General features: G+C 70.7%; 19 protein-coding genes and 1 pseudogene. 19 read left to right on the plus strand and 1 reads right to left on the minus strand.

Annotation, left to right across the window (positions count from 1 at the left end; genetic code table 11):
- The first annotated feature begins 8 nt into the window (after positions 1-8).
- From FIV44_RS28110 to FIV44_RS28155, 10 genes are all read left to right on the plus strand, one after another.
- A complete protein-coding gene (locus FIV44_RS28110; RefSeq protein WP_141007323.1) occupies positions 9-776 on the plus strand; it encodes a YebC/PmpR family DNA-binding transcriptional regulator in 768 nt (255 codons plus the stop codon).
- 87 nt (positions 777-863) lie between these two features.
- Entirely contained in the window at positions 864-1,388 is a 525-nt protein-coding gene (ruvC, locus tag FIV44_RS28115) for a crossover junction endodeoxyribonuclease RuvC (RefSeq protein WP_141007324.1), read from the plus strand.
- Complete coding sequence (ruvA, locus tag FIV44_RS28120) at positions 1,385-1,981, plus strand: Holliday junction branch migration protein RuvA (RefSeq protein WP_141007325.1); 597 nt, start codon at positions 1,385-1,387, stop codon at positions 1,979-1,981. The genes ruvC and ruvA overlap by 4 nt, the downstream gene beginning before the upstream one ends.
- Before the next feature lie 13 nt (positions 1,982-1,994).
- Entirely contained in the window at positions 1,995-3,074 is a 1,080-nt protein-coding gene (gene ruvB, locus FIV44_RS28125; RefSeq protein WP_141007326.1) for a Holliday junction branch migration DNA helicase RuvB, read from the plus strand.
- Positions 3,075-3,184: 110 nt separating this feature from the next.
- The gene (yajC, locus tag FIV44_RS30945) at positions 3,185-3,523 is read left to right on the plus strand and encodes a preprotein translocase subunit YajC (protein ID WP_181410875.1); all 339 of its coding nucleotides are present in this window, start codon (positions 3,185-3,187) and stop codon (positions 3,521-3,523) included.
- Between the two features lie 3 nt (positions 3,524-3,526).
- Positions 3,527-5,344: a protein translocase subunit SecD gene (secD, locus tag FIV44_RS28135; RefSeq protein WP_141007328.1), complete on the plus strand. Its 1,818-nt coding sequence runs from the start codon at positions 3,527-3,529 to the stop codon at positions 5,342-5,344.
- Positions 5,344-6,621, plus strand: coding sequence for a protein translocase subunit SecF (secF, locus tag FIV44_RS28140; protein WP_141007329.1), 1,278 nt, complete (start codon positions 5,344-5,346; stop codon positions 6,619-6,621). The genes secD and secF overlap by 1 nt, the downstream gene beginning before the upstream one ends.
- A 3-nt stretch (positions 6,622-6,624) precedes the next feature.
- Positions 6,625-7,182, plus strand: coding sequence for an adenine phosphoribosyltransferase (locus FIV44_RS28145; protein ID WP_181410876.1), 558 nt, complete (start codon positions 6,625-6,627; stop codon positions 7,180-7,182).
- 42 nt (positions 7,183-7,224) lie between these two features.
- A complete protein-coding gene (locus FIV44_RS28150; RefSeq protein WP_141007330.1) occupies positions 7,225-9,546 on the plus strand; it encodes a RelA/SpoT family protein in 2,322 nt (773 codons plus the stop codon).
- A gap of 213 nt (positions 9,547-9,759) precedes the next feature.
- Positions 9,760-10,692: a hypothetical protein gene (locus FIV44_RS28155; RefSeq protein ID WP_141007331.1), complete on the plus strand. Its 933-nt coding sequence runs from the start codon at positions 9,760-9,762 to the stop codon at positions 10,690-10,692.
- A 125-nt stretch (positions 10,693-10,817) separates the two neighbouring features.
- Here the strand turns inward: FIV44_RS28155 and FIV44_RS28160 are convergent, their stop codons facing one another.
- The gene (locus tag FIV44_RS28160) at positions 10,818-12,056 is read right to left on the minus strand and encodes a DUF349 domain-containing protein (RefSeq protein WP_141007332.1); all 1,239 of its coding nucleotides are present in this window, start codon (positions 12,054-12,056) and stop codon (positions 10,818-10,820) included.
- 46 nt (positions 12,057-12,102) lie between these two features.
- On the opposite strand from FIV44_RS28160, the gene FIV44_RS28165 reads away from it, so the two are divergent.
- The 9 genes and pseudogenes from FIV44_RS28165 to FIV44_RS28205 all read left to right on the plus strand — a co-directional run bounded on the left by FIV44_RS28165 (position 12,103) and on the right by FIV44_RS28205 (position 23,860).
- Positions 12,103-12,837, plus strand: coding sequence for an MBL fold metallo-hydrolase (locus FIV44_RS28165; RefSeq protein ID WP_141007333.1), 735 nt, complete (start codon positions 12,103-12,105; stop codon positions 12,835-12,837).
- Positions 12,838-12,839: 2 nt separating this feature from the next.
- Positions 12,840-14,210, plus strand: coding sequence for a histidine--tRNA ligase (gene hisS / locus FIV44_RS28170; RefSeq protein WP_141007334.1), 1,371 nt, complete (start codon positions 12,840-12,842; stop codon positions 14,208-14,210).
- A pseudogene (gene aspS / locus FIV44_RS28175) lies at positions 14,207-15,984 on the plus strand (aspartate--tRNA ligase). The gene hisS and the pseudogene aspS overlap by 4 nt, the downstream one beginning before the upstream one ends.
- A gap of 126 nt (positions 15,985-16,110) precedes the next feature.
- Entirely contained in the window at positions 16,111-17,163 is a 1,053-nt protein-coding gene (locus FIV44_RS28180; protein ID WP_246086667.1) for an ABC transporter permease, read from the plus strand.
- Positions 17,164-17,268: 105 nt separating this feature from the next.
- Entirely contained in the window at positions 17,269-19,008 is a 1,740-nt protein-coding gene (locus FIV44_RS28185) for an ABC transporter substrate-binding protein (RefSeq protein ID WP_141007336.1), read from the plus strand.
- A 97-nt stretch (positions 19,009-19,105) separates the two neighbouring features.
- Positions 19,106-20,122: an ABC transporter permease gene (locus FIV44_RS28190; RefSeq protein ID WP_141007337.1), complete on the plus strand. Its 1,017-nt coding sequence runs from the start codon at positions 19,106-19,108 to the stop codon at positions 20,120-20,122.
- 15 nt (positions 20,123-20,137) lie between these two features.
- Positions 20,138-21,214 (plus strand): ABC transporter ATP-binding protein, encoded by a 1,077-nt coding sequence (locus tag FIV44_RS28195; protein ID WP_141007338.1) that lies wholly within the window; start codon positions 20,138-20,140, stop codon positions 21,212-21,214.
- A gap of 47 nt (positions 21,215-21,261) precedes the next feature.
- Entirely contained in the window at positions 21,262-22,455 is a 1,194-nt protein-coding gene (locus tag FIV44_RS28200) for an ABC transporter ATP-binding protein (RefSeq protein ID WP_141008112.1), read from the plus strand.
- Positions 22,456-22,489: 34 nt separating this feature from the next.
- Positions 22,490-23,860 (plus strand): replication-associated recombination protein A, encoded by a 1,371-nt coding sequence (locus FIV44_RS28205; protein WP_246086668.1) that lies wholly within the window; start codon positions 22,490-22,492, stop codon positions 23,858-23,860.
- Positions 23,861-24,005 lie beyond the last annotated feature (145 nt).

A 24,005-nucleotide genomic window follows, 5' to 3' on the forward strand; every position in this document is an offset into this window, starting at 1 on the left:
AGGGACTGATGTCTGGCCACTCCAAGTGGGCGACCACCAAGCACAAGAAGGCCGCGATCGACGCCAAGCGCGGCAAGCTCTTCGCGAAGCTGATCAAGAACATCGAGATCGCCGCGAAGATGGGTGGCCCCGACCCCTCCGGCAACCCGACGCTCTACGACGCCATCCAGAAGGCCAAGAAGCAGTCGGTGCCCAACAAGAACATCGACTCCGCGGTCAAGCGCGGCGGCGGGCTCGAGGGCGGCGGCGTCGACTACGAGACGATCATGTACGAGGTCTACGGCCCCCAGGGCGTCGCGGTCCTCGTCGAGTGCCTCACCGACAACCGCAACCGCGCCGCGATGGAGGTCCGCACCGCGGTCACCCGCAACGGCGGCACCATGGCCGACCCCGGCTCGGTGTCCCGGCTGTTCCACCGCAAGGGCGTCGTGGTCGTCACCAAGCAGCAGGAGGACAAGGAGGTCTCCGAGGACGACGTCCTCGAGGCCACCCTCGACGCCGGCGCCGAGGAGGTCAACGACCTCGGCGAGAGCTTCGAGGTCCAGTCCGAGGCCACCGACGTGGTGGCGGTCCGCACGGCGCTGCAGGAGGCCGGGATCGACTACGACTCCGCCGAGGTGCAGTTCGTCGCGACGATGGACATCCCGGTCGCCGACCCGGGAGCCGCGGGCAAGGTGTTCAAGCTGGTCGACGCGGTCGACGACCTCGACGACGTGCAGAACGTCTTCTCCAACGCCGACATCCCCGACGAGGTCCTGGACCAGATCGAGGAGTGAGGTACGCCGCCGGGCGTGTCGCGTCCGTCGTGCTGGGCCGGTGGTCTAGCGTTCGTACGAACACATGTTCGGACGGAAGGTGACGACGTGCGCGTGCTCGGGATCGACCCGGGGCTGACCCGCTGCGGGCTCGGCGTGGTCGAGGGCTCGATCGGCCGACCGCTGGGCCTGGTCGACGTCGGCGTGGTCCGCACGCCCTCGGCGTGGTCGGTGCCCGAACGCCTGGTCTTCATCGAGAAGGGCATCGAGGCCCGCCTCGACGAGCATGCCCCCGACGCCGTGGCGATCGAGCGGATCTTCGCCCGTTCCGACGTCAGCACGATCATGGGCACCGCCCAGGCGGCCGGGATCGCCATGGTCTGCGCCGCGCGCCGCGGCCTGCCGGTCGCGCTGCACACCCCGAGCGAGGTGAAGGCCGCGGTGTCCGGCAACGGCCGCGCCGACAAGGCCCAGGTCGGGGCCATGGTCACCCGCATCCTGCGCCTGGACGCGATGCCCAAGCCCGCCGACGCCGCCGACGCGCTCGCGCTGGCGATCACCCACATCTGGCGCGGCGGCTCCCAGGCCCGGATCGAGGCGGCCCTCGCGGCCGCCGGAAGGAAGGCTCGATGATCGCGTTCGTCCGTGGCAATGTCGCCGCGCTCACCCTCACCAGCGCCGTGGTCGAGGTCGGGGGAGTCGGGCTGGAGCTGATGTGCACCCCCGGCACGCTCGCCCAGCTGCGCACCGGCGCCACGGCCACGCTGCCGACCAGCATGGTCGTGCGCGAGGACTCGCTCACCCTGTTCGGCTTCGCGGACGAGGAGGAGAAGACGATCTTCGAGCTGGTCCAGACCGCCTCCGGCGTGGGGCCCAAGCTCGCCCAGGCCATCGTGGCGGTGCTCTCGCCCGACGGCGTGCGCACCGCGATCGCCACCGAGGACGTGCGCACGCTCACCAAGGTCCCCGGCATCGGCCAGAAGGGGGCGCAGCGGATCATCCTGGAGCTCAAGGACCGCATCGGCGCGCCCACCGGTACGACGAGCTCGGGCGCAGGCCCCGCCGAGGCCGCCTGGCGCGACCAGGTCCACCAGGGACTGGTCGGGCTCGGCTACAACGCCAAGGACGCCGACAAGGCGGTCGACGCGGTCGCCGGCGAGGCGGGCGCGGCTCCCGACGTACGCGCGTTGCTGAGGGCCGCCCTCCGCACGCTGTCCAAGGCCTGAGGGACGCTGACCCATGCCCTTCCACGAGGACGACCTGGAGGCCGCGGAGGAGGTCCACCTCCAGTCGCTGACCGCCGCGGAGGCCGAGGGCGACGAGCGGGCCGTCGAGGCCGCGCTGCGGCCGCGCAGCCTCGACGAGGTCGTCGGCCAGGCCCGGGTCCGCGACCAGCTCGGCCTGGTCCTGGAGGCTGCGCGGCAGCGGGGGAGGGCACCCGACCACGTGCTGCTCTCCGGCCCGCCCGGGCTCGGCAAGACCACGCTGGCGATGATCATCTCCCACGAGATGAGCGCCCCGCTGCGGCTGACCAGCGGCCCCGCGATCACCCACGCCGGCGACCTCGCCGCGATCCTGTCCGGGCTCAACGAGGGCGAGGTGCTCTTCGTCGACGAGATCCACCGGATGTCGCGGCCGGCCGAGGAGATGCTCTACCTCGCGATGGAGGACTTCCGCGTCGACGTCGTGATCGGCAAGGGGCCGGGCGCCACCGCCATCCCGCTCGAGCTGCCGTCCTTCACCCTGGTCGGCGCGACCACCCGGGCCGGCCTGCTGCCGGGGCCGCTGCGCGACCGGTTCGGGTTCACCGCGCACCTGGAGTTCTACGAGCCCGAGGAGCTCGACCGGATCGTGCGGCGCTCCGCCGACCTGCTGGGCGTCGACCTCGCCCCCGACGGCTCCGCGGAGATCGCCGGCCGCTCGCGCGGCACCCCCCGGATCGCCAACCGGCTGCTGCGCCGGGTCCGCGACTACGCCCAGGTGCGTGCCGACGGCGTCGTCACCAGCACCGTCGCCCAGGCCGCGCTCGATCTCTACGAGGTCGACGAGCTGGGGCTCGACCGGCTCGACCGGGCCGTCCTCGACGCCCTGTGCCGTCGCTTCGGCGGCGGCCCGGTCGGCGTCTCCACGCTCGCCGTCGCGGTGGGCGAGGAGCGCGAGACCGTCGAGGAGGTCGCCGAGCCCTTCCTGGTCCGCAACGGGTTCCTCGCCCGGACCCCGCGCGGCCGGATCGCGACCCCGGCAGCCTGGACCCACCTCGGGCTCACGCCGCCGGCGCTGCCGTACGACGAGACCGGGCCGACCCTCTTCGAGGACTGAACCTCCCGCCGATCAGCATCTCGTCAGGGTCCGTGGCTACACTTGCCCGTCGGTCCCGGGGACGGCTTCGTCCTGCGGTGTCCGTCCCTGCCCTTTCGAGAGGTTTCTCTGTGAACGACGCGCTGTCCCTGCTGCCGATCGTGGCGATCGCGGCCATCTTCTGGCTGCTGATCATCCGCCCCGCCTCGCGCCAGCGCAAGCAGGCCGCCGCCCTGCAGGCGGCGCTCGCCGTGGGCGACGACGTGATGCTGACGTCCGGCATCTACGGGACGATCATCGGCTCGACGGACGAGTACGTCGAGCTCGAGATCGCCCCCGGCGTCGTGATCCGGGTCGTGCGCGGTGCCGTGGCGTCGGTGCGCCGCGAGCCCGCGCCCGAGCCTGCGCCCGAGGCCGAGCCGGCTCCGGAGGGCTCCGAGCCTCGCCTCGACGACGAAGAGGAGCGCTGAGCCATGGCGGCCCGCCGTCCGCGCCCCGGGCGCAACCTGATCGTCTTCTTCGTCGGCCTCGCCGTGCTCTACGGCCTCACCGCGCTCTCGCAGGCCGGGGTCGAGGAGCCGGAGACGCCGTGGCGCCCCGCGCTCGGCCTCGACCTGCAGGGCGGCACCCGGATCACGCTGACCGCCGACAAGGCGCCCAGCAAGGAGAACCTCGACGAGGCCCGCCGGATCATCGACCAGCGCGTCAACGGCTCCGGCGTCGCCGAGGCGGCGGTCACCACGCAGGGCGGCCGCAATATCGTCGTCGAGGTCCCGGGCAAGACCAAGAACCGCGGGCAGCTCGAGGAGACCGTCAAGCGGCAGGCGCAGCTGCGCTTCCGCCTGGTCGCCTGCTCCGACGTCCGCCCCGCCTCCTGCGGCAGCGCGACCGACGACCTCAACCTGGGCCGCGCGCCGCTCTCGCTGGCCGAGGACGACCCGACCGCCGCCGCCACCGACTCCCCGGACGCGCCGGCCGACGACGCCACGGAGACGCCCGCCGACCCGACGGATGCGCCGGCGGACCCGACCGACATCCCGGCCGACCCGACCGACGAGGCCTCGCCGGAGACGCCCACCCAGACCGACCCGGCCGGCGACGGCGAGAAGTGGACCGTCCAGGACGACATCGCCTGGTCGCGCAGTCCCGACCAGGACGCGATCACGGCGTTCAACTCCTACACCTGCGACGCCCAGGGCGTCCTGGTCGACGCCGAGGGCAACCCGGCCGACCTGCCGGACGACCCGGACCAGCCGCTCGTGGCGTGCTCGTCGCCCGAGCGCGACACCGGTGTCATCAAGTTCCTGCTGAGCCGCTCCGTGGTCGAGGGCACCGAGCTCAACGACGCCAGCGCGCAGACCCCGCAGAACGGCGTCGGCTGGGTCGTCGCCATCGAGATGGGCAACAGCAAGGACCGTGCCCACCCGAAGGGCTCCGCCGGCGCCTCCGACGACTTCGAGGCGGTGTCCCGGGCCTTCGCCGGCACCGACGAGCAGTTCGCGGTCGTCCTGGACAGCCAGGTGCTGACCTACCCGGTGATGAACAGCGTCATCACCGACGGCCGCTCCCAGATCGAGGGCGACTTCACCGAGCAGCAGGCGCTCGACCTGGCCAACAGCCTCAAGTTCGGCGCGCTGCCCATCAAGTTCAACGACGAGCAGACCTCCGTCGAGGAGATCGGACCGTCGCTGGCCGGCAACCAGCTCTCCGCCGGCCTCACCGCGGGCGCGATCGGCCTGGTGCTGGTCATGCTCTACTGCCTCTTCTACTACCGCGGCCTCGGCCTGGTGGTGGTCAGCTCGTTGTTCGTGGCGGCCGGCATCACCTACGCCATGGTGCTGCTGCTGAGCAAGACCGCCGGCTTCACGCTGACCCTGCCGGGCATCGCGGGACTCATCATCGCGGTCGGCATCACCGCGGACTCGTTCGTCATCTTCTTCGAGCGGATCCGCGACGAGATGCGCGAGGGCAAGTCGATGCGGGTCGCGGTCGAGACGGGCTGGGCCCGTGCGCGGGTCACCCGGATCGCGGCCAACACGGTGCAGATCCTGTCGGCGCTGGTGCTCTACATCTTCGCCACCGGCGCGGTGAAGGGCTTCGGCTTCGCGCTCGGGCTGACCACGCTGATCGACCTCGCGGTGCTGTTCTGGTTCACCAAGCCACTGGTGTCCTGGCTCGCGCAGTTCAAGGCCTTCAACTCCGGGCACAAGCTGTCCGGCCTGAGCAAGGAGACGCTGGGCATGGACGTCACGCCCTCCCGTCGTACCGCCGTCGCGGGAGGTGACGCCTGATGGGCAAGATGTCGCGTCTCGGCAACGACCTGTACCAGGGCCGCAAGTCGATCGACTTCGTCGGCCGGCCCTGGCTGTTCTACGCCATCTCGGCGGTCCTGGTGTCCGCCGCGGTGCTCGTGCTGTTCATCAAGCCGCTCAACATGGGCGTCGAGTTCACCGGCGGCACGACCGTGTCCGTGCCGGTCGGCTCGGGCAACGCCACCCAGGACGCGGCGGACGAGCTCCAGGAGACGGTGGCCGACTCGGGGATCGAGAACGCCGGGAACCCGATCGTCACCACGGCGGGCGACTCGTCGCTGACGATCCAGGTCGAGAACCTCACCGAGCAGCAGCGCGACGAGATCACCGCGTTGGTGCACGAGACGTTCCCGCAGGTCGACGAGGGAGACCTGTCCATCCAGGACATCGGCCCGAGCTGGGGCCAGGAGGTCGCCAAGCGCGCCCTGCTCGGCGTCGCGATCTTCCTCGTCCTCGTCGTGCTGTTCATCTGGGCCTACTTCCGCGAGTGGCGGATGTCGGTCGGCGCGCTCATCGCGCTGATCCACGACGTCGTCCTCACCGTCGGGATCTACGCGCTGTCCGGGTTCCAGGTGACCCCGGCCGCCGTGACCGGCGTGCTCGCGATCCTCGGGTTCTCGCTCTACGACACGGTGGTCGTCTTCGACAAGGTCAAGGAGAACACCACTGTCCTGCGCAAGAACACCCAGTCGTACGCCGACGCCGCCAACCTCGCCGTCAACCAGACGCTGGTGCGCTCGATCAACACCTCGATCGTCGCGCTCATCCCGATCGGCTCGATCCTCTACGTCACGGCGGTCCAGCTGGGCGCCAGCTCCCTGCAGGACCTGGCGCTCGCGCAGTTCGTCGGCATGGCGGTCGGCGTCTACTCCTCGGTCATGCTCGCGCCCCGCGTGCTGGTCCACCTGAAGATGCAGGAGAGCGAGACGCAGATCCAGGCCCGCCGGGCGAAGGCGAAGCAGCGTGCGCTCGCCGACCGGTACGCCTCCGTGCCCGCCTTCACCGAGGAGGTCCCCGCCGGCGGCCGCCGCGACGCGGACCCGGACGCGATCCCGGACGAGCTGCTCGACGAGGAGTTCGAGATCGAGGTCGAGCCCGACGACGACGCGCCGGCCCCTCGGCGTACCACTCCGAACACGGACGCCGCCGGCAAGGGCCGCGTGGTGCCCGCCAGCAGCCGCCCGGTCAGCGACAGCGGCAGCTCGGGGCGCCGGCAGCCGGTCCGGCAGGCGCGGTCCAAGCGCGGCAAGAAGTAGACCGTGGCCGATCGCGACGTCCGTGACAGCGCGGTCGACGCCCTGACCCGGCTGGTCCGCGACATCCCGGACTTCCCGGAGCCGGGCATCGTGTTCAAGGACATCACGCCGCTGCTGGCCGACGCGGCCGGCTTCGGCGCGGTCGTGCGGGCGCTGGCCGCCACGGGGCGCGACGACCGCGGCGAGGTCGTGGTCGACAAGGTCGTCGGCATGGAGGCCCGCGGGTTCATCCTCGCGGCCCCCGTCGCGCTGGCCCTCGGCGTGGGCTTCGCGCCGGTCCGCAAGGCCGGCAAGCTGCCCCACGACACGCACCAGGTCGACTACGCCCTGGAGTACGGCGAGGCGGTGCTCGAGCTGCACCGGGACGCCGTCGCGGCGGGGGACCGGGTGCTGCTGGTCGACGACGTGCTCGCCACCGGCGGCACCGCCGGCGCCACCTGCGAGCTGGTCCGCCGGTGCGGCGCGGAGCCGGCCGGCTTCGCGGTGCTGATGGAGCTGGGCTTCCTCGGCGGCCGCAGCGCCCTGGGCGACGTACCCGTCAGCTCGCTGCTGACCGTCTGAGGTCGTTCCCCGGCAGTCGGGGGTGCGCCCTAGACTGGCGCAATGACCGAGGAGAGCACGACACCCCGCGTTCCGTCGCGGGTGTCGTCCGTGCCTGCCCCGGTGCCGAGCGAGCCGGGCGGCGGGCGGGGCGTCCGCGCGCGGCTGGCGCGGATGGGCAGCCGGGGGCAGGTGTCCAACCCGGTCCTCGAGCCGCTGTTCCGCGCGGTGCGCGCCAACCACCCGAAGGCCGACCTCCAGCTCCTCGAGCGCGCCTACGTCACCGCCGAGCGCCTGCACGCCGAGCAGAAGCGCAAGAGCGGCGACCCCTACATCACCCACCCGCTCGCCGTGACCACGATCCTCGCGGGCATCGGCATGACCGAGCCGACGCTGGTGGCCGCGCTGCTGCACGACACGGTCGAGGACACGCCGTACACGCTGGAGGAGTGTCGCCGCGACTTCGGTGACGAGGTCGCCCGGCTCGTGGACGGCGTGACGAAGCTCGACAAGGTCGTCTACGGCGAGTCCGCCAACGCCGAGACGATCCGCAAGATGATCGTGGCGATGTCGCGCGACATCCGGGTGCTGGTCATCAAGCTCGCCGACCGGCTCCACAACATGCGCACGCTGCGCTTCGTCAAGCAGTCCACCCAGGAGCGCAAGGCGCGCGAGACCCTCGACATCTACGCCCCGCTGGCCCACCGGCTCGGCATGAACACCATCAAGTGGGAGCTCGAGGACCTCGCCTTCGCGACCCTCCACCCCAAGATCTACGACGAGATCGTCCGGCTGGTCGCCGAGCGCGCCCCCTCGCGCGACTCCTTCCTCGCCGAGGTGATCTCCCAGGTCGAGAAGGACCTGCGCGAGGCCAAGATCAAGGCCACCGTCACCGGCCGGCCGAAGCACTACTACTCGATCTACCAGAAGATGATCGTCGGGGGCCGCGACTTCTCCGACATCTACGACCTGGTCGGCATCCGCATCCTGGTCGAGGAGGACCGCGACTGCTACGGCGTCCTCGGCGTCCTGCACTCGCGGTGGAACCCGGTCCTGGGCCGGTTCAAGGACTACGTCGCGATGCCGAAGTTCAACATGTACCAGTCGCTGCACACCACCGTGATCGGGCCGCAGGGCAAGCCGGTGGAGATGCAGATCCGCACCTTCGCGATGCACCGGCGCGCGGAGTACGGCGTCGCGGCGCACTGGAAGTACAAGGAGGACGGCCGCGCCGGCAACGACACCGACAAGCGCGGCGACCTCGACGACATGAGCTGGGTGCGCCAGCTGCTGGACTGGCAGAGCGAGGTCGAGGACCCCGGCGAGTTCCTGGAGTCCCTGCGGTTCGAGATCAACCAGACCGAGACCTACGTCTTCACCCCGCGGGGGGACGTGATCGCGCTGCCGTCCGGCTCGACGCCGATCGACTTCGCCTACGCCGTCCACACCGAGGTCGGGCACCGCACCATCGGGGCCCGCGTCAACGGCCGTCTGGTGCCGCTCGAGTCCACCCTCGAGAACGGCGACGTCGTCGAGGTCTTCACCTCCAAGGCCGAGGGCGCCGGCCCCTCCCGCGACTGGCTCAACTTCGTGAAGTCCCAGCGCGCCCGATCCAAGATCCGCCAGTGGTTCACCAAGGAGCGGCGCGAGGAGGCGATCGAGCGCGGCAAGGACGAGATCGCCAAGCTGATGCGCAAGGAGGGCCTGCCCCTCAAGCGGCTGCTCTCCCACGACTCGCTGACCCTGGCCGCCTCCGCCTTCCGGCTCGCCGACGTCACCGCGCTCTACGCCGCCGTCGGCGAGGGCAACCTCGGCGCCCAGACCGTCGTACGCAAGGTGATCGAGCTCCACGGCGGCGACGAGGGGGCCCAGGAGGACCTCGCCGAGGCCGTCACCATCACCGGCCGCCGTGGCCGCCCGCGGCGCGCCACCGGCGGCGACGCCGGCGTGATCGTCACCGGATCGCCCGACGTATGGGTCAAGCTCGCCAAGTGCTGCACCCCCGTGCCCCCCGACACGATCCTCGGCTTCGTCACCAAGGGCGGGGGCGTCTCGGTGCACCGCAAGGACTGCACCAACGCCGCCAGCCTGCTCGCCCAGCCCGAGAAGCTCGTCGACGTCGAGTGGGCCCCCACCGGCCAGTCGACCTTCCTGGTCAACATCCAGGTCGAGGCCCTCGACCGCTCCCGCCTGCTCTCCGACATCACCATGGTGCTGTCCGACGCCCACGTGAACATCCTGTCCGCCAACCTCACCACCTCCCGCGACCGGGTCGCCAAGTCCCGGTTCAGCTTCGAGATGGCCGACGCCAAGCACCTCGACACGGTCCTCAGCGCCGTCCGCTCCGTCCCCGGGGTGTTCGACGCCTACCGCGTCACGCAGTAGCCGGCGCCGACCGCGCGCCGCTGCTGTGCATGGATCCCCGGATGTCCGGGGATCCATGCGCTTGTCAGGTGTTGCAACCCCTGACAAGTGCATGAATTGCACGACGGAGCAGATGATTCACGCTCGTATCCACAGCCTGGAAGACGCCAGGTGTCGACTCGGGTGTGCTTCGGGAAGTGGGTCCGCATGTTCATGGACCCCCAACATCCCTGCATGACCGACGTCGCGCTGCGCAAGGAGCTGCTGACCCTCGGTCACACCGATCGGAGCCTCGCCTGCGCCGTGAAGGCCGGGACGTTGGCCAAGCCACGTCGTGGTGCGTACGTCGATGGCCCGCTCTGGCGGGGCCTGACGCGGGAGGAGCGCTACGCAATCCGGGTGCGTGCAGTGCTGCGTCAAGCGTGCGCGGACGCTGTGGCGAGTCACGCCTCCGCGCTGCCGTTCCTGACGGGGCCGACCTGGGGCGTACCGCTCGACGAGGTACACACGACGCGCAGGGACGGTAGGGCCGGTCGCCGCGAGGCCGGCATCAAGCAGCATCGAGGCGTGCTGCTCGACGGCGATGTCGTCGCTGTCGGCGACCTGCAGGTCTCGGCGCCGATGCGGGCAGCACTCGAGGTGGCGACCATGGCGACGGCCGAGGCCGGACTCGTCGTACTCAACCACTTCCTCCACCGAGGCGACTTCACCCCGGGCCAGATCCGCGCTCGCTACGAGGAGGGCATGGACCACTGGCCCAAGTCCTTGTCGACCGACCTGATCCTTCGTCTCGGAGATCCTCGGGTCGAGTCAGTGGGGGAGAGCCGTACGTTCTGGTTCCTGTGGAGGCACCACTTCCCGTCGCCCGAGCCACAGTTCGAGGTCTACGACGGCCCGCTGATCTTCGCCTACCTCGACTTCGCCTTTCCCGATCTCGGGGTCTGGATCGAGTTCGACGGCAAGGAGAAGTACCTCAAGTTCCGCCGCGAGGGCGAGAGCGTCGTCGATGCCGTCGTCCGCGAGAAGAAGCGCGAGAGCCGGATCGCCGAGCTGACCGGATGGCGCTGTGTCCGGATCACCTGGGCCGACCTGGCCGACCCGGTTCAGCTCGAGCGGCGCATTCGGTCTGTCATCGCATCCGTCGCGGTGGCGAGAGGCCGACGGTAGTCACAGGCGCAACACCAGTCCCGCGCGACGGGCAATGCATGCGCTTGTCAGGTGTTGCAACCCCTGACAAGCGCATGGATCCCCGGATGTCCGGGGATCCATGCAGCAGCGCCCACCAACCCGGCTCAGCGGTAGTCGGCAGACGCCTTCCTGGCCATCTCGAGGAACGACCGGCGGCCCTCGAGGTTCTCCTCCAGCTCGCGGACCCGCTTGTCGTCACCGCGGGCGCGGGCGGCGTCGAGCTTGGCCTCGGTCTCGGCGATGGCGGCTTCGAGCTTGGAGACCATGTCGTCGGCGCGGGCGGACTTCTCCGGGTCGGTACGACGCCACTGGTCGTCCTCGGCCTTGCGGATGGTCTGCTCGACGGCGCGCATCCGGCCCTCGAGGTCCTTGATCCGGTCGCGGGGGACCTTGCCGGCCTCGTCCCACTTGTCGGCGACGGCCCGGAAGGCCGCCTTGGCCGCCGCGACGTCGCCGGAGGACTGCAGCTCGGCGACGACGGCCTCGGCCTCGACGAGCAGCTGCTCCTTCACCACGGCGTTGGCCGCGAACTCCGAGTCCAGGGCGGCGTTGGCGGCGTCGCGGGCGCCGAAGAAGGTGTCCTGGGCGCCGCGGAAGCGGCGCCAGAGCTCGTCGTCGACCGCCTTGGGGGCGGGGCCGGCGGCCTTCCACTCGCGCATCAGGTCGCGATAGCGGCCCGACGTCGGGCCCCACTCGGTCGACGAGGCGAGCGCCTCGGCCTCCGCGGCCAGCCGCTCCTTGATGACGCGGGCGCCCTCGCGCTTCTCGTCCTGCTCGGCGAAGTGCGCCTTGCGGGCCTTCGTGTACGCCGACCGCGCGGACGAGAAGCGCCGCCACAGCTCGTCGTCGGCGGCCTTGTCGATGCGGGGGAGCTGCTTCCACTCGTCGAGGAGCTCGCGCAGCCGGTTGGCGCCACCGCGCCAGTCGCGGCCGCCGGCGATCCGCTCCGCCTCCGTGGCCAGCTTCTCCTTGGCCTGGCGCGCATCGGCGACCCGCTGGGCCTTGGCGGCGCGGCGGGCGTCGCGCTGGGTGGCGATGACCGGGCCGAGCTCGTCGAGCTTGCGGACCAGGGCGGCGATGTCTCCGACGGCGTGGACGTCGACGAGCTGCTCGCGGACGAGCTTGACCGAGGCGGTCGCCTCCTCGGGCGAGAGCACGCCGGTCAGCACCCGTTGGTGGAGCAGGTCCACCTCGAGCGAGAGGTTGTCGTACCGCTTGGTGTAGAAGGCCAGGGCCTCCTCGGGCGTCGCGTCGGGCATCTGCCCGACCGCCCGCTCGCCGTCGGTCGTCTTCACGTAGACGGTGCCGTCGTCGCCGACGCGGCCCCAGTCGGAGGTAGTCACAGTGGGCCATGCTAATCAAAGCCGACGCGGTCGTTAGGCTTGCCCGGTGCTGATCGCCGCTTTCCCCGCCGGGCCGTGGGGCACCAACTGCTACGTCGCGGCCACGGCACCGGGTGCCGAGTGCGTCGTGATCGACCCGGGCAAGGACGCCGCGCCCGGCGTCGACGAGGTCGTCCGCGAGCACCGGCTCAAGCCCGTGGCCGTGCTGCTGACCCATGGTCATGTCGACCACATGTGGTCGGTGACCCCCGTCGCCGGGACGTACGACGCGACCGCGTGGATCCATCCGGACGACCGGCACCTGCTGACCGACCCGATGGCCGGCCTCTCCCGGGAGTCGGCGGGCATGCTGCTCGGCGGCGACTACGAGTTCACCGAGCCCGACGACGTCGCGGAGCTGACCGACGGCGCCCGCCTCGCCCTGGCCGGCCTCACCTTCGTCGTCGACCACACGCCCGGCCACACCGAGGGGTCGGTCGCCTTCCGCACCCCCTGGGACGACCCCGCCGCCCAGGACATCTCCGAGGTGATGTTCTCCGGCGACCTGCTGTTCCAGGGCTCGATCGGGCGCACCGACCTGCCCGGCGGCGACCACGCGAAGATGCTCCGCTCCCTGGCCACCAAGGTGCTCCCGCTGGCCGACGACATCGTCGTCCTGCCCGGCCACGGCGAGCAGACCTCGATCGGCCGCGAGCGCGCGACCAACCCGTTCCTGCTCGACCTGCTCGACTCCGACTCCGACGCCGGCAACGGCGCCGGCCGAGTCACCCGAGGACTCTGACGATGGCCAAGCCCACGCCGCTCAGCGGCTTCCCCGAGCTGCTCCCTGCCCAGCGGTACGTCGAGCAGCAGGTCGTCGCGACCCTCGCCCGCACCTTCGAGCTGCACGGGTTCGCCAACGTCGAGACCCGCGCCGTCGAGCCCCTCGACCAGCTGCTCCGCAAGGGCGACACCTCCAAGGAGGTCTACGTCCTGCGCCGCCTCCAGGAGGAGGACACGGCACGCGACAAGGGGATCGGCCTCCACTTCGACCTCACCGTCCCGTTCGCCCGCTACGTCCTGGAGAACGCCGGCAAGCTGGAGTTCCCGTTCCGCCGCTACCAGATCCAGAAGGTCTGGCGCGGCGAGCGCCCGCAGGAGGGCCGGTTCCGCGAGTTCACCCAGGCCGACATCGACATCGTCGGACGCGACACCCTGCCCTTCCACCACGACGTCGAGATCGCCCGGGTCATGCTCGAGGCGCTCAGCCGGCTCACCTTCCTGCCCGGCTTCCGCCTGCAGGTCAACAACCGCAAGCTGATCCAGGGGTTCTACGCCGGCCTCGGCATCACGGCCGAGGGCATCGACGAGGTGATGCGCCTGGTCGACAAGCTCGACAAGCTGCCCCCCGAGAAGGTCCGCGAGCTGCTGCTGGACGAGGCCGGCATCACCGGCGAGCAGGCCGACAAGGCGCTCGCGCTCGCGACCATCCGGACCACCGACGACTCCTTCGTCGCGCAGGTGCGCGCGCTGGGCGTCGAGAGCGACCTGCTCGACGAGGGCCTCGACGAGCTCGCGACCCTGGTCCGCGCCTGCGCCCCGCTCGCCACCGAGCGGACCCGGATCGAGGCGGACCTGTCCATCGCCCGGGGCCTGGACTACTACACCGGCACGGTCTTCGAGACCCGCCTCGACGGCTACGAGTCGCTGGGCTCGATCTGCTCCGGAGGCCGGTACGACGCCCTGGCCTCCGACGGCCGCACGACGTACCCGGGCGTCGGCATCTCCCTCGGCCTGAGCCGGCTCCTCGTCACCCTGATCCAGCGCGGCGTGCTCACCTCCGACCGCTCGGTGCCGAGCGTCGTGCTGGTGGCGGTCACCGACGAGGGGACCCGGGCCGCCGCCGACGCCGTCGCCACCGCCCTGCGCGGCAACGGGATCCCGTGCGAGGTCGCGCCCAGCGCCGCCAAGTTCGGCAAGCAGATCCGCCACGCGGAGCGCCGCGGCATCCCGTACGTCTGGTTCACCCAGGCCGACGGCAGCGGCGAGGTCAAGGACATCCGCTCCGGGCACCAGGTCGCCGCTGATCCGGCGACGTGGCAGCCTCCGACCCAGGACCTGCGCCCGCAGGTCGTCACCACCGAAGACAGCAACACCGAAGGGAACCCCTCGTGATCCGCAACCAGGACGCCGGCGCACTCCGCGCCGAGCACGTCGGCAACACCGTCACCCTCGCCGGGTGGGTGGCCAACCGGCGCGATCACGGCGGTGTGGCCTTCATCGACCTGCGCGACGCCAGCGGCGTCGTGCAGGTGGTGATCCGCGACGAGGCGGTCGCCCACAGCCTGCGCGCGGAGTACTGCCTCAAGGTGACCGGCGAGGTCGTCGCCCGCCTCGAGGGCAACACCAACCCCAACCTGCCCACCGGCGAGATCGAGGTCGTGGCCGCCCCGGGAGCGAGGGCGTCGAGGTGCTCAGCGCCGCCGCGCCGCTGCCGTTCCCGATCAGCGACCACGTCGACGTGGGGGAGGAGGTGCGCCTCAAGCACCGCTACCTCGACCTGCGTCGTACCGCGCCGGGCAACGCGATCCGGCTGCGCAGCGACGTCAACAGGGCCGCCCGCGACGTCCTGGCCGCCCACGACTTCGTCGAGATCGAGACGCCGACCCTGACCCGCAGCACCCCCGAGGGCGCCCGCGACTTCCTGGTCCCCGCGCGCCTCCAGCCCGGCAGCTGGTACGCCCTCCCGCAGAGCCCCCAGCTGTTCAAGCAGCTGCTCATGGTCGCCGGCATGGAGCGCTACTACCAGATCGCGCGCTGCTACCGCGACGAGGACTTCCGCGCCGACCGCCAGCCCGAGTTCACCCAGCTCGACATCGAGATGAGCTTCGTGACCCAGGACGACGTGATCGCCCTCGGCGAGGAGATCGTCGCCGCGCTCTGGCGACTGATCGGCGTCGACGTCGAGCTGCCCCTGCCGCGGATGACGTACGCCGAGGCGATGGCCCGGTACGGCTCCGACAAGCCCGACCTGCGGATGGGCCTGGAGCTCGTCGAGTGCACCGACTACTTCAAGGACACCCCTTTCCGGGTGTTCCAGGCGCCGTACGTCGGCGCCGTCGTGATGCCGGGCGGGGCGAGCCAGCCGCGCAAGCAGCTCGACGCCTGGCAGGAGTGGGCCAAGCAGCGGGGCGCGCGCGGCCTCGCCTACGTCCTGGTGACCGACGACGGGGAGCTCGGCGGCCCGGTCGCCAAGAACCTCACCGACGAGGAGCGCGCCGGCCTGGCCGACCACGTGGGCGCGAAGCCCGGCGACTGCGTCTTCTTCGCGGCCGGCGCGGTGAGGTCCAGCCGGGCCCTGCTCGGCGCCGCGCGCCTGGAGATCGGGCGCCGTACCGGCCTGCTCGACGAGGACGCCTGGAGCTTCCTGTGGGTCGTCGACGCGCCGCTCTTCGAGCCGGCCGACGAGGCCACGGCCGCCGGCGACGTGGCCGTCGGCGGGGGAGCCTGGACCGCGGTCCACCACGCCTTCACCAGCCCGCAGGACCTGGACTCCTTCGACACCGACCCCGGCAGCGCGCTGGCCTGGGCCTACGACATCGTCTGCAACGGCAACGAGATCGGCGGGGGATCGATCCGTATCCACCGCGAGGACGTCCAGAAGCGGGTCTTCGAGGTGATGGGCATCGGGCAGGAGGAGGCCGAGGAGAAGTTCGGATTCCTGCTCGAGGCGTTCAAGTACGGCGCCCCGCCGCACGGCGGCATCGCGTTCGGCTGGGACCGCGTGGTCGCCCTGCTGGCCGGGACCGACTCCATCCGCGATGTCATCGCCTTCCCGAAGACCGGCGGCGGCTACGACCCCCTCACCGCCGCACCCGCTCCGATCACCCCGGAGCAGCGGAAGGAAGCCGGTGTGGACGCCCGTCCGGCGGAGGAAACCAGCGTCTGAGGGCACCCTCACCGGACGGTTTGCCGGGCGCCGAGACCAAACCGTTACCGCGCCGCTATCGCTTTGGCGCACCTAGTGCGCCTAATGTCGCGGACGGCGCGTAGCCCTGCGGCTCGCGTCACATCTGTGAGGCACGGCTACGAGGTGAAGATGACGATCCCGGGCTCCGAGCTGGAGGTCCACGAGACCGAGACGCCGGTGGAGGACGACGACGCCGTCGTCAAGGTCGCCGGCCGGTCGCCGACCCAGCTGGCCATCGCCCGGTTCCGGGCCGACAAGCTGTCGATGATCTCGTTCGTCCTGTCGGTGCTCATCATCCTCGCCGCGATCCTCGCGCCGTTCCTGGTGGCCTTCGGCGTCCTGCACCCCAACGATCTGCACCAGGAGCTGCTCTCCGACGACGGCGTCGCCCCCGAGGGCCGATTCGGCGGCGTCAGCTGGGACCACCCCTTCGGCGTCGACCCCGGCACCGGCCGCGACCTGCTGTCGCGGCTGATGCTCGCGATCACGTCCTCGCTGAGCATCGCCCTGACCGGCACCATCCTCACCGTCATCATCGGCGCCGTGCTCGGCATCGTCGCCGGCTTCTCCGGCGGCTTCGTCGACGCGGTCGTCGGGCGGATCATCGACCTGACGCTCTCCTTCCCCCAGACCATGATGCTGCTGGCGCTGGCCGGCCCGGTGGTGCTGATGCTGCGCAGGGACGTCTCCGACTTCCCCGGTCTCGGCTTCCTCGCCGGCGCCGACCTCTCCAACGGCCTGTTCGTGATCGCGATCCTGGCGGTCTTCGGCTGGCCTCCGGTCGCGCGCGTCGTGCGCGGCCAGGTGCTCTCGATCCGCGAGCGGGAGTTCATCGAGGCCGCCCGCCTGCTCGGCGCCTCGCGCCCCCGGCTGTACTTCAAGGAGGTGCTGCCCAACGTCTGGGCGCCCGTCCTCGTGTACGTCACCCTGCTGGTCCCGGCCTACATCTCGGCCGAGGCCGCCTTCAACTTCCTCGGCGTCGGCATCAAGCCGCCCACGCCGACGCTGGGCAACATCCTCGCCGACTCGGTCAGCTACACCAGCGCCGATCCGACGTACTTCTTCCTGCCGGGTGCGCTGCTGGCGCTCATCGTCGTCGTCTTCAACCTCGTCGGCGACGGTGCCCGTGACGCGCTCGACCCGAAGTCACACCGATAGAGAAGTCGCACCGATAACAGGACCCGGTACTCCGCTGACATTCGGGACGCGGAGCACCGCGGCGCCGGCCGGGCCGGCGCCACTCACCGAAAAGGAGATAGTTGAATGGCCTTCACGAAGAAGCCATTGGCTGCCGTCGCGGCCACGGCGCTCGCGGCCACACTGGCCGCGTGCGGCGGTGGCAGCGGCGACGACGACAAGGGAAGCAGCGGCGGCCCGGCGGAGAAGGGCGGCGACGCCATCTTCCTGGTCGGCGTGCGCAACGTCGAGCACTGGGACCCCCAGCGCATGTACATCGGCCGCGACCTCAACAACTCGGGCCGGCTGTTCTACCGCAGCTGGGTGGCGTTCCCCGCCTCCAACGACCCGACCGAGGGCACGACCCCCGTTCCGGACCTCGCCACCGACACCGGCACCACGACCGACGGCGGCCTGTCCTGGAGCTTCACCGTCCGCGACGGCGTGAAGTGGGAGGACGGCAAGGACATCACGTGTGAGGACTTCAAGTACGGCGCGTCGCGCAACTTCGCGACCGACGTGATCATCGGCGGTCCCGCCAACTACCTCTTCACCTACCTCGACGTCCCCACCGGCGCCGACGACCTGCCCGAGTACAAGGGCCCGTACTCCAAGGTCGGCCAGGACCTCTTCGACAAGGCCGTCACCTGCGAGGGCCAGACGATCACCTACCGGTTCAAGAAGCCGTGGCCGGACTTCCCGCAGTCGATGGCGTCCCTGCGCTACATGGACCCGTACCGCGAGGACCTCGACAAGGGCGACGCGAACAACTACGTCATCATCTCGAACGGTCCCTACAAGCTGGACGGCGACTGGAAGAAGGGCACGGGCGGCAAGTTCGTGCGCAACGAGAACTGGGACTCCAGCACCGACGAGATCCGCAAGGCCTACCCGGACACCTGGGACTTCCGCGAGGGTGACACCGACGAGGCGATCTACGAGCAGCTGCTCGCCGACTCCGGTGACGCGCAGTACGCCGTGACCGAGCGTCGTCTCCCGCCGGCCCTGTTCAGCCGGAAGGACGAGGCCGGGGACCGCTACACGAAGGTGGAGTCGCCGTACGTCGACTACGTGCTGCCGAACTTCAACTCCGAGGTCTTCAAGGACGCCAACTGCCGTGAGGCGCTGAAGCTGGCGACCGACCGGGCCGCGTGGATCAAGGCCGGTGGCGGCGAGAACTACTTCAAGGCCGCCGACTCGATCATCAACCCGGCCGTTCCGGGCTACCAGCCGAACCCGTCGTTCGCGGACATCCCGGCCGAGGGTGACACCGACGCCGCCGCTGCCGCGCTCGAGCAGTGCTCGGCGCCGAAGCCGGTGAAGATCAAGTTCACCTACTCCGGTGGCACGCCCACCTCCGACAAGCAGGCCTCCGCGCTGAAGGCCGGCTGGGACAAGGCCGGCTTCGAGACCGAGCTGGACCCGCTGGAGGACACCTACTACTCCGTGATCCAGAAGCCGGACGCCGACTTCGACGTCACCTGGGGTGGTTGGGGTGCTGACTGGCCGTCGGCCGGCACCGTCATCCCGCCGCTGTTCGACAGCCGGATCAACCTGACCGGCGACTCCAACGGCAACGACTACGGCAACTACAAGGGTGGCCCCGAGGTCAACCAGATGATCGACGACGCCTACGCCGAGCCCGACGTGGACGCCGCCGCCGACAAGTGGACCGCGGTCGACGCCAAGCTGGGTGAGGACGTCGCCTACATCCCGCTGGAGATCACGCTGTTCAACTTCCTCCACGGAGGCAAGGTGACCGGCTACGCCAACAACATCTCGGTGAACGGCTACGCCGACCTCGCCGTGGTGGGCGTCGAGAAGTGAGTCTCTGACCCCACACCACACACAGTCGGGGGTCGCCCCTCGTGGCGGCCCCCGACTGTCGGTGCCCATCGGCCGCCATCGTCAGTAGAGGTCTGCTGTGCTCGCCTACGTCATCCGCCGGGTCTTCGCCGGCGTGATCATGCTCATCGTGATGAGCATCGTCACCTTCGCCCTGTTCTTCGCCACGCCGATCGACCAGGAGACGTTCATCTGCGGCAAGAACTGCTCCGCCGCGCAGAAGAAGCAGACGGCGGCGGCCCTGGGCTACGACGACAACTTCGCCGAGCAGTGGGTGGCCTTCGCGAAGGGCGTGGTCGTCGGGCGCGACTACCCCAACGACCCGAAGCTGCGCGAGACCGCCCCGCAGACCATCGCCCGTTGCGACGCGCCCTGCCTGGGCTACTCGCGCCAGCAGTCGAACACGGTCACCAACCTGATCAAGGAGACCTTCCCGGTCTCGTTCTCGATCGCCATCTCCGCTTTCGTCCTGTGGATGGTGGGCGGCGTGCTGTTCGGCGTGATCGCCGCCCTCAAACGCGGCACCATCATCGACCGCGGCGTCGTGGGCCTCTCGCTCATCGTCTACGCCTTCCCGACCTTCTTCGTCGGACTCCTGCTCTACAAGTTCGTGGCGATCCAATGGGGCCTGACCGAGATCCCGCGCTACACCTCCATAGCCGACGGCGGCATCACCGGCTGGATGGGCAGCCTCACCCTGCCGGCGATCACCCTCGCCGTCTTCTTCATGGCCGCCTACGTCCGGATGACCCGGTCCTATGTGATCGAGTCGTTCCACGAGGACTACGTCCGCACCGCCCGCGCCAAGGGCCTGCCCGAGCGCACGGTGACCTTCAAGCACGCGCTGCGCGCGGCACTGACCCCGATCGTCACCATGGCCGGACTCGACTTCGCCGGACTCATGGGCGGCGCCATCATCACGGAGTCCGTCTTCAACTACCCCGGCATGGGCAAGCTCGCCGTGGCCGCCAGCAACGACTTCGACCTCCCGACGACGGTCGGCCTGGTCATCCTGCTCGCCGCCTTCGTGATCATCGCCAACATCATCGTGGACCTGCTGTACGCCGTGATCGACCCGCGCGTGCGGCTGGGCTGAGAGGACCTGACCTCCATGACGACCACCTCCTCGGCCGGCGGCGCCTCGGACGCGCTGCTCTCCGTCCGCGAGCTCCAGGTGCACTTCCCGACCAGCGACGGCCTGGTGAAGGCCGTCAACGGCCTCACCTTCGACCTCGAGTCCGGCAAGACGCTCGGCATCGTCGGCGAGTCCGGCTCCGGCAAGTCCGTCTCCAGCATGGCGATCATGGGCCTGCACCACGGCACCAACGCCCAGATGTCCGGCGAGATCATGCTCGGCGGCGTCGACCTGCTCTCGCTGGGCCGCGACGACATGCGCAAGCGCCGCGGCCGCGACGTCGCGATGATCTTCCAGGACCCGCTCTCGGCGATGCACCCCTACTACACGGTGGGCAACCAGATCGCCGAGGCCTACCGGGTCCACCACGACGTCTCCCGCAAGATCGCCAAGCAGCGTGCGATCGAGATGCTCGACCGGGTCGGCATCCCCAACCCGGACCGCCGGGTCAACGACTATCCCCACCAGTTCTCGGGCGGCATGCGCCAGCGCGCGATGATCGCGATGGGCCTGATCAACGACCCCAACCTGCTCATCGCGGACGAGCCCACCACGGCGCTCGACGTGACGGTGCAGGCGCAGATCCTCGACCTGCTCCAGGACCTCCAGCGCGAGTTCAACTCCGCGATCATCATCATCACCCACGACCTGGGCGTCGTGGCCGAGATGGCCGACGACGTCCTGGTGATGTACGCCGGCCGCGCGGTCGAGCACGGTCCCTGCAAGGAGATCCTCACGCACCCCGAGATGCCCTACACGTGGGGCCTGCTCTCGAGCGTGCCGGACCTCACCGGCGACACCGACGCCCGGCTCGTGCCGATCCCCGGCAACCCGCCCAGCCTGCTGAACCCGCCGTCCGGCTGCGCCTTCCACCCGCGGTGCGCCCACCGCGACAAGGTGCCCGGCGACCTGTGCCGCACCGAGCTCCCGCTGCTCGTGCCCGGCCAGCGCGGCGCGCAGCACACCAAGCGCTGCCACCTGCCGAACCCGGACGCGATCTACGAGGCCGAGGTGCTGCCGGAGATCGCGCCGGACCTGGCCAAGGAGCTGTGATGACCAACGAGATGCGGCACGAGACGATCGACCAGGACCCGGAGGACATGGCGGTGGCACCGAGGCCCGAGGGGCACAGCGCGGCCGTCGCTCCCGCCGACGCGAAGCCGATCCTCGAGGTCGACAAGCTCCGGATGTACTTCCCGGTCAAGTCGCCCGGCCTGATCCGTCGTACCGTCGGCCACGTCCAGGCCGTCGACGGCGTCTCCTTCCAGGTGGCCGAGGCGACGTCGCTGGGCCTGGTGGGCGAGTCGGGCTGCGGCAAGTCGACCACCGGCCGGCTGATCACCCGGCTGTACGAGCCGACCGCGGGCGCGATCAGGTTCGAGGGCGAGGACATCGCGCACGCCCGGCCGGCGGAGCTGAAGCCGCTGCGGCGCGAGATCCAGATGATCTTCCAGGACCCGTACACCTCGCTGAACCCGCGGCAGACGGTCGGCTCGATCATCGGGGCGCCGCTGGCGATCCACAAGATCCTGCCGAAGAGCAAGATCCTCCCGCGCGTGCAGGAGCTGCTGGAGATCGTCGGCCTCAACCCGGAGCACTACAACCGCTACCCGCACGAGTTCTCCGGCGGCCAGCGCCAGCGCATCGGCATCGCCCGCGCGCTGACCCTGCAGCCGAAGCTGCTCGTCGCCGACGAGCCGCTCTCGGCGCTCGACGTGTCGATCCAGGCGCAGGTCATCAACCTGCTCCAGGACATCCAGCGCGAGTTCGGCGTGGCCTTCCTCTTCATCGCCCACGACCTCGCGATCGTGCGGCACTTCTGCCCCGAGATCGCGGTGATGTACCTCGGCAAGATCGTCGAGATCGGCGACCGCGAGTCGATCTACACCAACGCCCACCACCCCTACACACAGGCGCTGCTCTCCGCCGTACCGGACGTGAAGCAGGCCGCGACGGGCGGCCGGATCGAGCGGATCCGGTTGCAGGGCGACGTCCCGAGCCCGATCGACCCGCCGTCGGGCTGCCGGTTCCGCACCCGCTGCCCGATCGCCCAGGAGATCTGCGCCCGGCACGAGCCGCCGCTGCTCCAGATCGGCCGCAAGCACAAGGTCGCCTGTCACTTCCCGGGCCGGCTCGGCCAGGCGCCGCGGGAGCCGCTGACCGCCGGCCTGCTCGGCGTCGACGCCGAGGGCCGCCCGGACCCGGGCGCCAGCCCGAGCACCGACCTGGTCGAGCAGCCCGGGTACGCCGGCACCTGGTTCGACCTCGACAAGAAGTCGATCGGCCGCGCGTGAGGGACTGTCCGAGCCGCTGACTAGGCTCCTTGTCGTGGATGAGGAGCCGCAGCTGTTCGACACCCCCACGTCGGGTCGTACGACGTCGGGCGGGTCGCTCGCCGACGCCGCTCACGCCTCGGCGCCGCTGGCGGTGCGGATGCGGCCGCGCACCCTCGAGGAGCTGGTCGGGCAGGAGCAGCTGCGCGCGCCCGGCTCGCCGCTGCGGCAGCTCGTGGAGGGCGACCAGTCGCTGTCGCTGCTGCTGTGGGGCCCGCCCGGCACCGGCAAGACGACGATCGCCTCGATCATCAGCCAGCAGACCGGCCGCCGGTTCGTGGAGGTCTCCGCCGTCTCCGCCGGGGTCAAGGAGGTCCGGGCCGCGATCGACACCGCCCGGCGCCAGCTGGTCGCGACGGGGGAGGAGACGGTCCTCTTCGTCGACGAGGTGCACCGGTTCAGCAAGGCCCAGCAGGACGCGCTCCTCCCGGGTGTCGAGAACCGCTGGGTGACCCTGGTCGCCGCGACCACGGAGAACCCGTCGTTCAGCGTGATCTCGCCGCTGCTCTCGCGCAGCCTGCTGCTGCGGCTGGAGTCGCTCACCGACGCCGACATCGCCGCCGTCCTCGACCTCGCCGTCGCCGACGAGCGCGGGCTGGCGGGCGAGATGGTGCTCGAGGACGAGGCGCGCGAGCACATCGTGCGGCTCGCCGGCGGCGACGCCCGCCGGTCGCTGACCTACCTGGAGGCAGCCGCCGGAGCCGCCCGCACCCAGGGCAGCACCACCATCGACGTCGAGACCGCCGAGACCGCCGCCGACCAGGCGGCGGTCCGCTACGACCGCGACGGCGACCAGCACTACGACGTCATCAGCGCCTTCATCAAGTCGGTCCGCGGCTCCGACGCGGACGCGGCGCTGCACTACCTGGCCCGGATGATCGAGGCCGGGGAGGACCCCCGCTTCATCACCCGGCGACTGATGATCCTCGCCAGCGAGGACATCGGCCTCGCCGACCCCACTGCGCTCACCACCGCCGTCGCCGCCGCCCAGGTCGTCCAGCTGATCGGCATGCCCGAGGCCCAGCTCACCCTGGCCCACGCCACCATCGCGCTCGCCGTCGCGCCCAAGTCGAACGCCGTGACCACCGCCATCTCCGAGGCGATCGGCGACGTCCGCGCCGGCAAGATCGGCCAGGTCCCGCCCCACCTGCGCGACGCCCACTACGCCGGCGCCAAGAAGCTCGGGCACGGCCAGGGCTACGTCTACAGCCACGACGCCCCCTTCGGTGTCGCCGAGCAGCAGTACGCCCCGGACGTGGTCCGCGACGCCGCCTACTACCGGCCCACCGAGCTCGGCGCCGAGGCGTCCGTCAAGCAGCGGTGGGAGCGGGTACGCCGGATCATTCGTGGCCGGGACGGACGGTAGGCGCCCTGCTGCGCGCCGCCCCGCGGGCGCCTCGCGGCGTTGCCGTCGCTCACCAGACAACCAGTCTGCTGTCGCCCCGGCGCCTTGCGAGGCATCCCGCGGATGCGACGCTCGCGACGGGCGCCCACCATCCGTCCCGGCCGGC

Source organism: Nocardioides humi (assembly GCF_006494775.1).
GTDB classification, from domain to species: Bacteria; Actinomycetota; Actinomycetes; order Propionibacteriales; family Nocardioidaceae; genus Nocardioides; species Nocardioides humi.

Coding starts and splice junctions, on each gene's coding strand:
- FIV44_RS28110 (WP_141007323.1), top strand. CDS start 9: ATGTCTGGCCACTCCAAGTGGGCGACCACCAAGCACAAGAAGGCCGCG.
- ruvA (WP_141007325.1), top strand. CDS start 1,385: ATGATCGCGTTCGTCCGTGGCAATGTCGCCGCGCTCACCCTCACCAGC.
- ruvB (WP_141007326.1), top strand. CDS start 1,995: ATGCCCTTCCACGAGGACGACCTGGAGGCCGCGGAGGAGGTCCACCTC.
- secD (WP_141007328.1), top strand. CDS start 3,527: ATGGCGGCCCGCCGTCCGCGCCCCGGGCGCAACCTGATCGTCTTCTTC.
- secF (WP_141007329.1), top strand. CDS start 5,344: ATGGGCAAGATGTCGCGTCTCGGCAACGACCTGTACCAGGGCCGCAAG.
- FIV44_RS28150 (WP_141007330.1), top strand. CDS start 7,225: ATGACCGAGGAGAGCACGACACCCCGCGTTCCGTCGCGGGTGTCGTCC.
- FIV44_RS28155 (WP_141007331.1), top strand. CDS start 9,760: ATGACCGACGTCGCGCTGCGCAAGGAGCTGCTGACCCTCGGTCACACC.
- hisS (WP_141007334.1), top strand. CDS start 12,840: ATGGCCAAGCCCACGCCGCTCAGCGGCTTCCCCGAGCTGCTCCCTGCC.
- FIV44_RS28185 (WP_141007336.1), top strand. CDS start 17,269: ATGGCCTTCACGAAGAAGCCATTGGCTGCCGTCGCGGCCACGGCGCTC.
- FIV44_RS28195 (WP_141007338.1), top strand. CDS start 20,138: ATGACGACCACCTCCTCGGCCGGCGGCGCCTCGGACGCGCTGCTCTCC.
- FIV44_RS28200 (WP_141008112.1), top strand. CDS start 21,262: ATGGCGGTGGCACCGAGGCCCGAGGGGCACAGCGCGGCCGTCGCTCCC.